We start from the raw sequence: 13343 nt of genomic DNA, 5'->3' as shown, positions 1-13343 counted from the left end.
GCCTTACTCCGTCGCCGTCACGCCGAGCGAGGCGGCGAAGGCGGTGAATTTCTTGGCCTGTTCACTGTCGGCACCAAAGGCGGCGACAGCGCGGCCGAGCGCGTCGCGCGCCTTGTCGGCCTTGCCAAGCACGACATAGGAACGGATGAGCCGCATCCATCCTTCCTCGTCGCGGGGATTCTGCTTCAATTTGTCGTCGAGACCGGCGACCATAGTCTCGATCATCGCCTGCCGGTCCTGCGGCGACATCTGTTGCGCGGCTTCCACCTGCTGCGCGTCGGGGCCGTTGGCCGGCGCTGCATCGGGGACAGCCGGACCTCCCGCCTCGGCAAGCGCCTGCCGGACGGCGCTGCGCCAGGGCGAATCCGGCGCGAGCTGGCCGAGCATCTTTTGCCAGGCGGCAACGGCATCGGCCTTCTTGCCTTCCTGTGCCAGGCCCACCGCCAGGTAGAAATTCGCCTTGGCGTTGGCCGGATCGAGCTTCAGGGCCGCCTCGAAGGCTTTTTGGGCGTCTGCCGAAACAATGCCGCCGGCAGCGCTGGCGATCGCTTCGCCGAGACCCGACTGGCGCACGGCGCTGTCGCCGTCGAGGCGTATGGCGTTGCGATAGGCGGTCACGGCGTCGGGAAAGCGCTGCAGCCGAAGATAGATCGGCGCCAGCACGTCCCAGCCCTTGCCGTCCGACGGATTGGCGGCGAGATGGGCTTCGGCGCGGGCGACCAGTTCGTCGACCGAGGCATCGGCCGGGTTCTTGGCCAGACGTTCGGCCAGCGGCTGCGAAGGCAGATCGGGAGAGCCGAGCATTCCGTAGATCCCCCAGCTCAGCAGGGGAACCGCAAGCACGGCTATGCTGGCGACCCACTTGGCGCTGCGCGCAGGCTTGAGTATTGCCGCATCCGGCTGCGCGGTCGCGCCCAGACGCAGGATGCGGCGGCCGATCTCGGCACGCGCCTCGTCGGCCTCCCCGGGCTGGATCAGGCCGCGCGCCATGTCGCGGTCGAGCTCGGACAGCTGGTCGCGATAGACTTCGAGATCGTGATCGCCGGCCGACGACGCGACTTTCATGCCGCCGGTAAGCGGCAACAGCACGGCCAGGCTGGCGCCCAGCGTGAGGATTGCGGCTATGACCCAGAACAGCATGGCCCTTCCAATAAAGGCAGAGCCCTGCCCTGCCAACACGGACGTACTGCGACGCTTTGACGGCAGACGGGCCGTCCGACCTTGATCGAGGTCAATCCGACCGAATAACGGGGCCGGCCGGGTTTCTTTCTAGGTCAGCGGCGTCCAGCTGCCGTCGGCATTGCGGCAGGCGGTGCCGCGTGCGGTGACACCCGCGCCGCTCGTATAGATGGTGTGGGTGTACTGGCGGCAATCCTGCGAGCCGACCCTGTAAGGCTGGGCGGCGACGACCTCGCCATAATGCGAGGAGTTGTCGCTCTTCCACGTCACCTTCTGGCCGCTGGTGTTGTATTCCAGCGCCTTGTATTCCGCTTCCAGGCCCTTGCGCTTTTCGGCATCGCTGAGGCCCGAACCGATCGACCCGCCGATAAGCCCGCCATTCATGGCCGAAACGATGCCGGTCGACACCTTGCCGCCGGTCGGCGGCGTGGAAACAGGCGTGACGGGAGAGGTCGGACCACCCTTGCCCAGAGTCGTGCAGCCGGAAACGGCGAGCAGGGCGGAAACGAGCGCGACGCGGATCTTCATGCCGACAACCGGTTCTCTTCAGCGGGATGGAACTGGATGGACTGGGGGCGCGCCATCAGGACGTTTTCATCGCCATAGTGTTGATATTTGTCGGAAATTTGGCCGTCGGCCGCTGCTCGCAAATCGATAAAAAACATCATTGAAGGCTCCGCAATCCCACCACCGCCCTCAAGCCGCCCATGCCGGACCGTTCCAGCGCCAGCGAGCCTCCATACTCGTTGACGAGGTCGGCGACAATGGCCAGCCCGAGCCCTGTTCCCGGCTTCGTCTCGTCGAGTCTCTTGCCACGTTTCAAAACTTCCCGCGCGCTGTCCTCGGGAATGCCCGGGCCATCATCCTCTATAACGATTTCGAACAGGTTGCTCATTCCCGGTGCAAGCGCGACCGAAACGGCAACGGCGCTCTTTGCCCATTTCATCGCATTGTCGAGCAGGTTGCCGAGCAATTCCTCCAGATCCTCGCGCTCGCCGGCAAAGACGATCTCCGCCGGCGGCAGCGACAGCGTCAGCCTGGTTTGCGGATTGAGTTTCCGCAACACGCGCACCATGCGCTCGACCAGCGGCGAAACCGGCGTGCGGAAAACGACGCTGTCGCGTTGCGCGGCGACACGCGCGCGCTGCAGATAGTGGTCGACCTGTTTCTGCATGGAGGCGGCCTGCTCGGCGATCAACTGGCCCTTGGCGCCGCCGAGCGCGCGGCCCTCATTGATCAGCACGGCTAAAGGCGTCTTCAGCGAATGGGCAAGGTTGCCGACCTGGGTGCGCGAGCGCTCGACGATGCGCCTGTTGTTCTCGATCAGCGCATTGGTCTCGCTGGCCAGCGGCTCGATCTCGGCCGGGAAGCTGCCGTCGAGCCGCTGCGCGGTGCCCTCGCGCACCATGGCGAGCGCATTGCGGACCCGGCGCAAAGGCTGGAGACCCAGCAGGATGGCGATGGCATTGATGGCGATCATGCCGACGCCGAACAGCGAGAGATAGGTGAGCAGGCGACGCTGGAAGCTCGCAATCTCCTGCTCGAGCTCGCTGTGGTTGCCCATGACACGGAAACGCGCGGCGCGGTTCTTGGCGTCGAGCACGAACTCGCTCTCGAACACTTCGAGCCGCTCGCCCTTGATGCCCTCCATCGAGTAGCTGCGCTGGAAGTTCGCATTGAACGGGACCTCCGCGACGCTCGGCGACAGGAGCGAGGTCGTCATCGAGGAGGAATGGATTTCGCCATGCACGCCTTCGGAGGCAGGCTCCACCGACCAGTACCAGCCGGAATTCGGCTCGGAAAAGCGCAGGTCGCCGAGGTCAGGCGAGCCGGTCAGCGCGCCGTTGTCGGAAATGCCGACGGAGCCGATCAGGTTGAACAAATGCGCCGAAAGCAGGCTGTCGAAGCCGCGCTCGCTGGCCTGGCGGTAAAGCGTGGTGATGAGGGTGAAGATGACGACCAGAGTCAGGATCGCCCAGATGGTGGAAAAGGCGATGACGCGGAAGGTCAGCGAGCGCGGCCAGAGCCGCAGCTTCGAAAGCCGCGTTTCCATGGTTGGCTTCAGCGGTTCCGCGTCACGCCTCCGGCTCACGCATGCGATAGCCCATGCCCCGCACGGTTTCGATCATGTCGATGCCCATCTTCTTGCGAAGCCGGCCGACAAACACTTCTATCGTGTTGGAATCGCGATCGAAATCCTGATCGTAGAGATGCTCGACCAGCTCGGTGCGCGACACCACCTCACCCATATGGTGCATCAGATAGGCGAGCAGCCGGAACTCGTGCGAGGTGAGCTTGAGCGGCACGCCGTTGACGTCGGCCTTGGACGCCTTGGTGTCCAGGCGCAACGGCCCGCAGGTGAGTTCAGACGAGGCATGGCCGGCCGCGCGGCGGATCAGCGCCCGCACCCGCGCCAGCACCTCCTCGATGTGGAAGGGTTTGGTCACATAATCGTCGGCGCCGGCGTCGATGCCGGCCACCTTGTCGCTCCAGCGGTCGCGCGCGGTCAGGATCAGCACCGGCATCTTGCGGCCGCCGCGGCGCCAGCGCTCGACGACGCTGATGCCGTCCATCTGCGGCAGGCCAATATCGAGGACGACGGCATCGTAAGGCTCAGTGTCGCCGAGGAAGTGCCCCTCCTCGCCGTCATAAGCGCGGTCGACCACATAGCCGGCATCGACCAGCGCGTCGGCCAGTTGCCGGTTGAGATCCTTGTCATCCTCGACGACGAGCACGCGCATGGGATTGAAGCCTGTTGTTGGGTAGACCTATAGGCCGATTCCGCCAGCCTGGGAAACGACAGGGTCAGCCCATCGGAACGACGATTTCCGAGCGGCGCGGACGCTGGCCTTCCTTGCCGGGAACCAGAACGACAATCACGCAGACCTGCTGGCCGCCCCGCGTCGCCTGCGAGGCCTTGGCCAGCGTGCCGCCATTCTGCGCGGCGACCTGCTGGCCGATGGCGTAGCAATCGCTGGCGGCGAGCACCACCGGCCGATCGACCGACGGCTCGGTGACCGGCAGGGCAATCGCCTGCGACGCAAAGAGGCCGGCTGCGGCAAGCGCCAGCACTGCTTTGCGGAGATGAGGGCCAAACTTTTTCATGATCACGGTTCTAACGCATATGGGCTGAACGTGAAATGAACGGTGAACGATCGAAAATCCATGCCCGCCATGCCCCCTATGGACGCCAACGCTCCCTCAAGCCCGGGTGCAAATTCATAGCCGGAAAATAAGTCGGTCCGCTACGCTTTTCGGCCTGCCGATTCCGCGCCCCGCGCTACCTAGTGTAGAAACGCCGGACGGCCATGGGAGGATGCGATGACGCGTGCGGATATTGCCCATCTCTACCGGGGCTACATCGCCTGCCTTAACGAGCAGGACTGGGGCAATCTCGGCCGGTTCGTCGGCGAGGAGGTTCAGTATAATGGCGAGACGATCGGGCTGTCGGGGTATCGGCGCATGCTGGAAGACGATTTCGAGGCCATTCCCGACCTGCGCTTCAACATCGAGCTTCTTATCTCGGAGCCGCCGCGCGTGGCGGCGCGCCTGCATTTCGACTGCCATCCCAAAGGCGTGCTGTTCGGCCTGCCGGTCCACGGCAGGCGGGTTTCTTTCGCCGAGAACGTGTTCTACGAATTCCACGACAGCCGCATAAGGGAGGTCTGGTCGGTCATCGACGAGGCCGCGATCCAGGCGCAGCTTTAGGGTGTATCGATGTTCAGGTGAGGCTGGCCTGCAAATGCCGGCTTTCTGCGCTTCCGGTGCTCACGTATTTTAAGTACGTTCCGCACCGGTTCTCGGAAGCGATCATTTTCGACCCGGCCCTGACCTGAATCTCAACACACCCTATGCATTCTCCTGGGTCAGCGCGCGAAAGCGCAGCAATCCATGATAGACCGCAAGATCCTCGTCATAGCGCGCCTCGGCGAATTCCAGGGACAGGCGCGTCTGGCCGCGCGGGCCAATGGACAGCGCCGCGCCATCGAGGCTCGCCTTGATGCTGTCCATGATGAGGCGTGTCTCGGCTTCGCCCTGGGCTTTCGACCAGACGTGCAAGGTGACCAGCTGGTCATTGTCGTTGTCGACGCCGGTCTCGAGGTCGAAGGCGCTGGTGCGGCCGTATGTGACGTGCGGAAAGGCGGCCTTGTCGCTCGCCTGCTCGAGCAGGCCCGCGCCGCCAAGCAGCGCCGACAGCGACTCATCGGTCTTCAGCCTCAGGAACAAGGCCTGCATCAAATCGCCAGGCGCCGTCATCTACAGTCCATCGCCAACATGTCTCCGCGCCGCAGCCAATTCCGGCAGCGTAGCCGCGCTCGCGATCCGATGCCAGATCGCAAATCGATTTGAGTATAGCGTGAAAGGCGAAGGTCTAGAATTTATTATGTTTTAGTCAAATCATGAGACCGGAGCCGCGCCGCCTTCTTCGGTGCGCCTGGCAATGAACTCGTCGAGCACTCCCGCGGCGGCGGCAGCGGTGGCCGGCGGCTGGAAGTCGGCGACAATCCGCTTCCAGATGCCGGTCGCGCGCTCCGTGGCTGTCTTGCCGCCAGCTTGCGTCCAATTGCCGAAGTTCGACCAGTCGGCCACCAGCGGCTCGTAGAAGGCGCTGCGGTAGCGCGTCATGGTGTGGGCGGCCGAGAAGAAATGACCTCCGGGCTGCACTTCGGCAATCGCTTCGAAGCCAATTGCATCCTCGTCGCCCGGCGTCGTGGCGCAAAGCTCGGCGACCGTCTGCAGCGCCTCGACGTCGGTGATCAGCTTCTCCAGCGAGACGCTGAGACCGCCTTCCAGCCAGCCGGCGGCGTGGATGCAGACGGTGGCGCCGGCCAGCACCGAGCCCCACAGCGCGAACTGGGTCTCGTGCGCGGCCTGCGCATCGGAGACATTGGCGGCGCTGCCGCCGCCGGAGCGCCAGGGCAGGCCGATGTGGCGAGCTAGCTGCCCCGCCCCAAGCGTCGCCTTGACGTGCTCCGGCGTGCCGAAGGCCGGAGCGCCGGACTTCATGTCGACATTGGACGAGAAGGAGCCATAGACCACCGGCGCGCCAGGCCGCGCGATCTGGGCCAGCGTCAATCCGGCGAGCGCCTCGGCATGCTGCAAGGTCAGCGCGCCGGCGACCGTGATCGGCGCCATCGCGCCCGCCAGGCAGAAAGGCGTGATGACCAGGACCTGGCCGGCCTTGGCGAAGTCGATGATGCCTTGCGCCATCGGGATATCCAGCTGGCGCGGCGAGTTGGTGTTGATGACGGTGTAGCAATGGGCGCCGGCGCGGAACTCGTCCTGCGAGAGGCCGCGCGCCAGGCGGATCATCTCGAAGCCGTCCTCGACCTGCGGCGTGCCACGCGCGAAGACGAAGGGGAACTTGTCCGACAGCGTCAGCTGCGCCCGGTTGACGGCATAGTGGCGGAAGCGGTTGTCGAGTTCCTGCGGCTCGACGCAAGGCCCGAGCATATGCAGGACGTCGAAATGCTGGACCAGCTTGATGAATTCCTCGAAGGCGGTGAGCGTGCCCGGCCGGCGGCCGCGCTCGAGATCGGTGACATTGGGGGCTCCGGAGCCGGCCAGGAAGGTCATCGAGCCGAGCTCGAGCGTCAGGTCGCGGGAGTGGTCGCCGCCGAGTGCCGGAATCGTGCGCGGCGCCGAGGCGAGCGCGGCTTCGACCATGTCGCGACCGATCCTGACCATCTGGCTGTCTTCGTCGACCAATGCACCGGCCTTGCCGTAGATCGTCCGCGCCTCGGGCAGCAGCACCTTGATGCCTAGCTCCTCCAGCACGCGCAGCGCGGTAGCGTGGATGGCCGCGACCTGATCGTCGGAAAAGATCGGCTGCGGCAGGAACGGGTTCTTCAGCGACCAGTAATTCGGATGGCGGCTCGACTCGCTGCCGGCCTCCCCGGTGCGTCCCCGGCGGCGCTCGCGCCTGAGATCGCGTGCGGCTTCCTCAATCATGGCGGTTTCTCCTCATTGCCGCATCGCCTTGGCTTCGGCGTCGCAGGGCGAGGCCGCGATGACGCGCGCCCGCCGTTCGACCCCGACAATGTGTATGGAAAGCTCAGTCCCCTCCCCGGCGAAACCGTCATCGAGCAACGCCAAGGCGACGCTCTTAGCGAGCCTGTAGCAACGCACCCTGCCGGCGCGGAGGTTCCTATCTGTTCGTTCAAGCCGACGACCGTCGGACACCCACGTCTCGCGACCTTCCGAAGAATCGGATGCATTTTGGAACAATTAAAGATTGTTTCAGTTCAAGGTCCATCACAAAGCCGCGTCATTTCAAGGCAGCGAGTTGACGGCATCCAATGGCGACGGGCGAGGACAAAACCAGTGATAAAACCCTGCAATGCCTCACGACCGAACATTTCGTGTTGCAGACGGCGCGGTCGGCCACCATCCAGGAAGCCAATTCGCGGGCAGACCTTTTCCTGACCGCCGTTTCCAGCGCGACCGTCGCGCTGGCATTCGTCGCTCAAGTAACGCGCATGGGGCAGCCATTCGTTTTTTTCAGTCTGATCCTGCTTCCCTGCCTGTATTTCATCGGCATCGTCACCTTCGTTCGGGCGGTTCAAGTCGCAATCGAGGACATGGTCCTCGCACGTGGCATGGCTCGCATCCGGCACTATTTCGTGGAGACGGCTCCAGGCGTGGAGAAATACTTGATCCACTCCCGTCACGACGACGAGGCATTGCTCGTCAGCAAAGCCCTTCATTCCTCGCATTGGCAGTCATTCATGAGCACAGCGGGGATGGTGAGCGTCGTCGCGAGTGTCATCGCAGGTGTCTTCGCCGGCGTGCTGGCGAAAGCCGTCGCAGTCCTGGGTATCATTCCGGCAACCGGAATTGGCATGTTGGTATTCGCCGTCAGCGTCTTCGCCCTTCGTCGATACCAAGAGGCTAGATGGAATGCTGTCGAACATATGCTGGACGTGCGGTTCCCAAGCACCACAGCTGCCTCCCGTGGCGCCGGCCGTTCAGATGAACGGGTCGAGAGCACCCCGGAGCATAATCGTGCGAGTCTATGAATTTGCGCGGTAAGAATGGGCCAACCTCGCGTGACAGACGCCTCGATGCGGCAAGGCGCGCGTCAGCCATCTCGCCGCCTATCTGCGCTCCTTCATCGGCCAGGAACCGACCGAGGCGGATGCAGTGCATCGTATGCGATTCATCGCAGCGCGGTGATTTCGATCGGCCGTTGACGGCCAGCACACCTCCGATCAACAAAGCTGGTGCTGTGGCTTCGCTGCCCTTGTGAGCGGTGATAAAATGGTCAAATAGTTTGACAGGGTGCCACCCTGAAACTGCCCGCATGCTGTTTTCGGGCGAAAGCGCGTTGGGGCGGAAGTCGGAATGGCAAGTCCTTCGAAACCACGCAAGAAGAGAAGAGGCCGCATCGCTTCGGCGCTGCTCGGCGTCGACGCTTGGTTCGATAGCTCGCTCTACGAGATCGGCTTCAAGGCCCGCGAATTCTGGGAAGCGGCGACCATTTTTTCCCGCCGTTTCCGGGTGCATGGCTGGCGCCGCACGGTCATCGAGGTGCTGAGCGAAGGGTTCACCATGGGCGCCGGCGGCTTCGTGGTCCTGCTCGCGCTCGCCATGCCCGCCTTCGACATCACCACCGGCGACTGGCGCAGCCAGGGCGATTTCGCCGTGACCTTCCTGGATCGCTACGGCAACGAGATCGGCCAGCGCGGCATCATCCAGCGCGATTCAGTGCCGGTCGACGAGATGCCCGACATCGTCATCAAGGCGGTGCTGGCGACCGAGGACCGCCGCTTCTTCGACCATTACGGCATCGATGTCCTCGGCCTGTCGCGTGCGATCTTCGAGAATGTGCGCGCCAACTCCGTGGTCCAGGGCGGCTCCAGCATCACGCAGCAGCTCGCCAAGAACCTGTTTCTCTCCAACGAGCGCACATTGGAGCGCAAGATCAAGGAAGCCTTCCTGTCGCTATGGCTGGAAGCGAACCTGTCCAAGAAAGAGATTCTGCAGCTCTATCTCGACCGCGCCTATATGGGCGGCGGCACGTTCGGCATCGAGGCGGCGGCGGATTTCTATTTCGGCAAGAGCGTGAAGGATTTGAGCCTCGCCGAAGCGGCGATGCTGGCCGGCCTGTTCAAGGCGCCGACCAAATACGCCCCGCACATCAACCTGCCGGCGGCCCGTGCCCGCGCCAATGTGGTGCTGTCAAACCTGGTCGATGCGGGTTTCATGACCGAGGGCCAGGTGCTGCAGGCGCGCTTGCATCCGGCCGACGTCGTCGATCGCGGCGAGCAGAAGAGCCCGGATTATTTCCTCGACTGGGCCTTCGACGAGGTCAAGAAGATCGCCAAGCCCGGCCAGCACTCGCTGGTCGCCCACACCACTTTCGACGCCAACATCCAGAAGGCGGCCGAGGAGTCGGTCGAGTTCCATCTTCGCCAGTTCGGCAAGGAATACAATGTCACCGAAGGCGCGGTGGTGGTGATCGAGACCAACGGCGCGGTGCGCGCCATCGTCGGCGGCCGGGATTATGGCACCAGCCAGTTCAACCGCGCCACCAAGGCTCTGCGCCAGACGGGTTCTTCCTTCAAACCGTATGTCTACGCCACGGCGATGGAGCACGGGTTCACGCCGGACTCGGTGGTTTCCGGCGGCGCGATCAGCTGGGGCAGCTGGTCGCCGCACAATTACAGCGGCGGATCGGCCGGCAACGTGACGCTGCTCACGGCGATCGCCAAGTCGATCAACACGGTGCCGGTGCGGCTCGCCAAGGATTACCTCGGCATCGGCCCGATCAAGGCGATGGCCGAATCGATGGGCGTGGAATCGCCACTGGAAGCGCACAAGACCATGGTGCTCGGCACATCCGGCATGACGGTGATGGACCAGGCGACGGGCTACAGCGTCTTTGCGCAGAACGGTTTCGTCGGCTCGCGCCACGGCATCACCCAGCTCGTCACCCGCACCGGCGACGTGGTCTATGACTGGGCCAAGGACGCGCCGCCACCGCACCGCGTGCTGTCGGAAAAGGCGCTGAAATACATGAACACCATGCTGGCGGCGGTGCCGGTTATCGGCACCGCGAGACGCGCCCAGCTTCCGAACATCGTCGTTGCCGGCAAAACCGGGACGACGCAATCCTACCGCGACGCCTGGTTCGTCGGCTTCACCGGCAATTACACAGCCGCCGTCTGGCTCGGCAACGACGACTTCACGGCGACCAACAAGATGACAGGCGGCTCGCTGCCGGCGATGGTCTGGCAGCGGCTGATGGTCTATGCGCATCAGAACATCGATCTGAAGCCGATCCCCGGTCTCGACAATCCTTGGGTCGATCCGGAGGTCGCGGCCAAGGCCGAGGAAGCGGCCACGAAGGAAGCCGACGCAGCGGCGGCGCAAGCCGAGGCCGAGCGCCCGCCGGTGCTTTCCAGCCGCACAAGCCAAACGTTACGGGACATGACCAAGGCGTTCCAGGCCGCGCCGGCGCTCGTTGCGCCCACCATGCCGGAGACGCTTTCGGCGCTTTAGGGCGGCCGTCGCGTGAAGCCGGCTTGCCACGGCACCCCGCGCCGCGATATCCCGGGCAACCTCCTCTGTTTGCGGCTCTCATGCTCAAGAACGCCATCCTGACGCTGCTTTCGCTTGCCATAGCCATCGGGCTTGGCGGCTACAGCGTCTGGTATGCGCTCAACGCGCAGGACGGCGTGGGCGCGATCCGCATCGGCCAATGGACCGCTTTCCCGGAAGTCGGGACACTGGCCGCCGACCCCTATTCCAAGGCGCGCGTGGCACGCGAGGGCGTGCTGGCGCTCGGCCAGGCCGAGGGACTTGCCTTCGTAGCCGAGCGCGACGACGCCGGCGAGCCGCTGAAACGCGAATGCACCTATACGATCGAAGGCGGTTACCCGACCGGCCGCTTCTGGACGCTCTATGCCGCCGACCAGTCGCTTGGCGTGATCGACACAGGCAAGCCGAGGCAGTCGGCGCTGCAATCCTACGAAGTGCTGCGCCAGCCCGACAATTCCGTCGTCATCTCCGTCGGCAGCCGCCCGGCGCCCGGAAACTGGCTGCTGACCAGCGGCTCCGGCAAGATGTATTTCGTGCTGACCTTCTACGACACGCCGATCGCCTCGAGCACCGGCCTCTCGGACGTGACACTGCCGCGCATCCTGAAGGCGGGCTGCAATGCGTAGACTGCTGCATGCCCTGATCCTCGGCCTGCTCGGCGCCGGCATCGTGCACATCGTTGTGCTGTTCCTGGTGCCGGAATTTTCCGAACGCGATGCCTGGTCGCGCCTGGCGATGGCATCCGACTTCTACAAGATGACGCGGCTAGACGCTGAGGCCGGCGGCGCGCCGGTGGTGAAGTCGGTGGATCCATTGTTTTATGCGGCCGCCTGCCGTTTCAACCTTGCCGACGGGCTGGTCAGGATCAGGGCGCCGGGCGACGTGCCGTTCTGGTCGGCCTCGGTCTACGACCGCAACGGCCACAACATCTATTCCTTCAACGACCACAACGCCAATGGCGAGAAGCTCGACGCGGTGGTGTTGACGCCGGCGCAGATGATCGACGTGCGGCGCGACCTTCCGGAGGATCTGCAGGGCGCGATCTTCGTCGAGGCGCCGATCGAGGAAGGCATTTTCGTCGTCCGCGCCTTCGTGCCGGACGGGAGCTGGAAGCCGATTGTGTCACGCTTCCTCGAGCAGGGCGCCTGCGAATTGCAGGACTACTGAGAAAGGCGCCCAATCAGTGATGCGGCTTGGCAGGAGGCGGAGAGCCCGGCCTATCGGAGCTGCTGTCGCCGGGCCGTGCCTCACCGGCCTGCGGATGCAACTCGTAACGGACGCCGGGGAAAATGATGACCGCCGCCGCCGTCGTGGTGTCGTGACTTGCTCGATTTACTGGTGCCGCTCGCGGCACAAAAGACAGGACCATGCCCATGGTTCGCGCATTCCTCTCGGTTTGACCGGAGCACAACGCAACGCCTCCAAAGTTGATTAAGGGGCGTAGAGGGTTAACGGAGCGCTAACGGATCGCGGCTAATTTGACGTTTGTTTTCCTGAAGGTGCGAAACCGGCCCGGCCGGATAGCGCGGTTCGGGATTGTGTCGAGTATCGGGCGTATCCTCCGTGTCATCTTCCGATTTCAGGCAAATCGCTATCCGGACCGAAGCGGGAAAGGCCGAAAGGCTGTTCCGCGCCGCCGTGTCGGCCTTCTGCTCGCTGACGCGTCCCTCGCGCCGAGAGATCGCCCAGCTCGAAGACCTGACGCTGCCGCTGTTCGACGAAGTCTCGGTCGAGTCGCGCCGCTACGTCGCTGCCGCCCTTTCCGAATGCGACTACGCGCCGACCGCGCTGGTCAGGCGGCTGGCTGAAGAGCCGGTCGAGATCGCAGCCCCCCTGCTCACCCGCTCCAACGCGCTGAGCGATATCGACCTCATCGCGCTGATCGGCCGGCACGGCCTACCGCATGCGCGCGCCATTGCGCGCCGCAAGGAGCTCAACCCGACGATCGCCGACCTGATCCGCGTGCTGGAAAGGCCGACGCTGGTCAAGGCACGGCCGCCCGAGACGGTCACCAGGCTTGCGCCGAAACTCGAGCCGGCGGCCAAGGCGGATACCGACCGTCCCGCGCCAGGCGAAGCCGCGGAGCACGCGCGGCGCCGCCTGCGGGCGATGATGCGCCCGACCGGCGACGCTGCGGACGTCAACACCTTCCTTGGCCAGCCGGCCTATGTGAAATTGCGCGAGACGGCGCTGACGGGGAACCTGGCATTCTTCCAGACCGCGCTGGCCGATGTGCTGGAGATCGACTTCGCGACGGCCCGCTCGGTGACCGGGCAATCGGGCTATGTCGCGCTGCTTGCGGCGCTGCGTGCCCTCGACCTCAGCGAAGACAGGGCCTTCCTGATCGCCGTCGCGGTCTATCCCGGCGAGTTCCCGCATCCGCAGGCGATCCGCCTGTTCCTCGACAGCTATCGGCTGCTGCACCGCGAGACGGCGCTGGACAAGGTACGTGCCTGGAAGGCCGAGACGCTTTCGCGGGCGATCCGCGGCAGTGCTTCCGATGCGGTTGACATCGAGAGCCGCGCAGCCTCGAACAGCGACGCGGCGAGTGCCAGCGTCAAGGCATCCTGATCGGTTTAAAGCGCCTCGCGCTGAAGGAACCCGGTGGCGACGCGCTTTAA

15 protein-coding genes are annotated in these 13343 nt (G+C 64.4%); 6 read left to right on the top strand and 9 right to left on the bottom strand.

Annotated elements, in window-relative coordinates; genetic code table 11:
* Positions 1-3: 3 nt before the first annotated feature.
* From ccmI to CK219_RS11515, 6 genes are all read right to left on the bottom strand, one after another.
* Complete coding sequence (ccmI, locus tag CK219_RS11535) at positions 4-1140, bottom strand: c-type cytochrome biogenesis protein CcmI (protein ID WP_095766889.1); 1137 nt, start codon at positions 1138-1140, stop codon at positions 4-6.
* A 129-nt stretch (positions 1141-1269) separates the two neighbouring features.
* Positions 1270-1707, bottom strand: a complete 438-nt coding sequence (locus CK219_RS11530) for a hypothetical protein (RefSeq protein WP_095766888.1) — start codon at positions 1705-1707, stop codon at positions 1270-1272.
* Entirely contained in the window at positions 1704-1847 is a 144-nt protein-coding gene (locus CK219_RS31635; RefSeq protein ID WP_176476990.1) for a hypothetical protein, read from the bottom strand. The genes CK219_RS11530 and CK219_RS31635 overlap by 4 nt, the downstream gene beginning before the upstream one ends.
* Complete coding sequence (locus tag CK219_RS11525) at positions 1844-3232, bottom strand: ATP-binding protein (RefSeq protein ID WP_176476989.1); 1389 nt, start codon at positions 3230-3232, stop codon at positions 1844-1846. The genes CK219_RS31635 and CK219_RS11525 overlap by 4 nt, the downstream gene beginning before the upstream one ends.
* A 22-nt stretch (positions 3233-3254) precedes the next feature.
* A complete protein-coding gene (locus CK219_RS11520; RefSeq protein ID WP_041002188.1) occupies positions 3255-3920 on the bottom strand; it encodes a response regulator transcription factor in 666 nt (221 codons plus the stop codon).
* A 64-nt stretch (positions 3921-3984) separates the two neighbouring features.
* Complete coding sequence (locus tag CK219_RS11515) at positions 3985-4284, bottom strand: hypothetical protein (RefSeq protein WP_095766886.1); 300 nt, start codon at positions 4282-4284, stop codon at positions 3985-3987.
* Between the two features lie 216 nt (positions 4285-4500).
* On the opposite strand from CK219_RS11515, the gene CK219_RS11510 reads away from it, so the two are divergent.
* The gene (locus tag CK219_RS11510) at positions 4501-4887 is read left to right on the top strand and encodes an ester cyclase (protein ID WP_095766885.1); all 387 of its coding nucleotides are present in this window, start codon (positions 4501-4503) and stop codon (positions 4885-4887) included.
* A 141-nt stretch (positions 4888-5028) separates the two neighbouring features.
* Here CK219_RS11510 and CK219_RS11505 read toward each other — a convergent pair whose 3' ends face one another.
* The 3 genes from CK219_RS11505 to CK219_RS32570 all read right to left on the bottom strand — a co-directional run bounded on the left by CK219_RS11505 (position 5029) and on the right by CK219_RS32570 (position 7275).
* Positions 5029-5436, bottom strand: a complete 408-nt coding sequence (locus CK219_RS11505; protein ID WP_095766884.1) for a DUF3168 domain-containing protein — start codon at positions 5434-5436, stop codon at positions 5029-5031.
* Positions 5437-5577: 141 nt separating this feature from the next.
* A complete protein-coding gene (locus CK219_RS11500; RefSeq protein WP_095766883.1) occupies positions 5578-7131 on the bottom strand; it encodes a trimethylamine methyltransferase family protein in 1554 nt (517 codons plus the stop codon).
* A 12-nt stretch (positions 7132-7143) separates the two neighbouring features.
* Positions 7144-7275 carry a hypothetical protein gene (locus CK219_RS32570; protein ID WP_280950886.1) on the bottom strand — a complete coding sequence of 44 codons (132 nt, stop codon included), beginning with the start codon at positions 7273-7275 and terminating at the stop codon, positions 7144-7146.
* 203 nt (positions 7276-7478) lie between these two features.
* Between CK219_RS32570 and CK219_RS11495 the strand changes: the two genes are divergently transcribed.
* The 5 genes from CK219_RS11495 (at position 7479) to CK219_RS11465 (ending at position 13293) form a co-directional block, all read left to right on the top strand.
* On the top strand, positions 7479-8198 hold the full coding sequence (locus CK219_RS11495; RefSeq protein ID WP_176476988.1) for a hypothetical protein: 720 nt from the start codon (positions 7479-7481) through the stop codon (positions 8196-8198).
* 325 nt (positions 8199-8523) lie between these two features.
* Complete coding sequence (locus tag CK219_RS11485) at positions 8524-10683, top strand: penicillin-binding protein 1A (protein WP_095766882.1); 2160 nt, start codon at positions 8524-8526, stop codon at positions 10681-10683.
* An 80-nt stretch (positions 10684-10763) separates the two neighbouring features.
* Positions 10764-11348, top strand: a complete 585-nt coding sequence (locus tag CK219_RS11480) for a DUF1214 domain-containing protein (RefSeq protein WP_095766881.1) — start codon at positions 10764-10766, stop codon at positions 11346-11348.
* On the top strand, positions 11341-11889 hold the full coding sequence (locus CK219_RS11475; protein WP_095766880.1) for a DUF1254 domain-containing protein: 549 nt from the start codon (positions 11341-11343) through the stop codon (positions 11887-11889). The genes CK219_RS11480 and CK219_RS11475 overlap by 8 nt, the downstream gene beginning before the upstream one ends.
* Positions 11890-12285: 396 nt before the next feature.
* Positions 12286-13293, top strand: a complete 1008-nt coding sequence (locus CK219_RS11465; protein WP_095766878.1) for a DUF2336 domain-containing protein — start codon at positions 12286-12288, stop codon at positions 13291-13293.
* The last annotated feature ends 50 nt before the right edge of the window (positions 13294-13343 follow it).

The organism is Mesorhizobium sp. WSM4313, assembly GCF_002294725.1.
Taxonomy (GTDB): Bacteria; Pseudomonadota; Alphaproteobacteria; order Rhizobiales; family Rhizobiaceae; genus Mesorhizobium.
Note: the sequence above shows the minus strand (reverse complement) of the source record. Positions and strands in the feature narration are given on the sequence as shown.

What these genes read in the sequence shown, in the direction of transcription:
- ccmI (WP_095766889.1), bottom strand. Translation starts at nt 1,140, where the DNA reads ATGCTGTTCTGGGTCATAGCCGCAATCCTCACGCTGGGCGCCAGCCTG.
- CK219_RS11530 (WP_095766888.1), bottom strand. Translation starts at nt 1,707, where the DNA reads ATGAAGATCCGCGTCGCGCTCGTTTCCGCCCTGCTCGCCGTTTCCGGC.
- CK219_RS31635 (WP_176476990.1), bottom strand. Translation starts at nt 1,847, where the DNA reads ATGATGTTTTTTATCGATTTGCGAGCAGCGGCCGACGGCCAAATTTCC.
- CK219_RS11525 (WP_176476989.1), bottom strand. Translation starts at nt 3,232, where the DNA reads ATGGAAACGCGGCTTTCGAAGCTGCGGCTCTGGCCGCGCTCGCTGACC.
- CK219_RS11520 (WP_041002188.1), bottom strand. Translation starts at nt 3,920, where the DNA reads ATGCGCGTGCTCGTCGTCGAGGATGACAAGGATCTCAACCGGCAACTG.
- CK219_RS11515 (WP_095766886.1), bottom strand. Translation starts at nt 4,284, where the DNA reads ATGAAAAAGTTTGGCCCTCATCTCCGCAAAGCAGTGCTGGCGCTTGCC.
- CK219_RS11510 (WP_095766885.1), top strand. Translation starts at nt 4,501, where the DNA reads ATGACGCGTGCGGATATTGCCCATCTCTACCGGGGCTACATCGCCTGC.
- CK219_RS11505 (WP_095766884.1), bottom strand. Translation starts at nt 5,436, where the DNA reads ATGACGGCGCCTGGCGATTTGATGCAGGCCTTGTTCCTGAGGCTGAAG.
- CK219_RS11500 (WP_095766883.1), bottom strand. Translation starts at nt 7,131, where the DNA reads ATGATTGAGGAAGCCGCACGCGATCTCAGGCGCGAGCGCCGCCGGGGA.
- CK219_RS11495 (WP_176476988.1), top strand. Translation starts at nt 7,479, where the DNA reads ATGGCGACGGGCGAGGACAAAACCAGTGATAAAACCCTGCAATGCCTC.
- CK219_RS11485 (WP_095766882.1), top strand. Translation starts at nt 8,524, where the DNA reads ATGGCAAGTCCTTCGAAACCACGCAAGAAGAGAAGAGGCCGCATCGCT.
- CK219_RS11480 (WP_095766881.1), top strand. Translation starts at nt 10,764, where the DNA reads ATGCTCAAGAACGCCATCCTGACGCTGCTTTCGCTTGCCATAGCCATC.
- CK219_RS11475 (WP_095766880.1), top strand. Translation starts at nt 11,341, where the DNA reads ATGCGTAGACTGCTGCATGCCCTGATCCTCGGCCTGCTCGGCGCCGGC.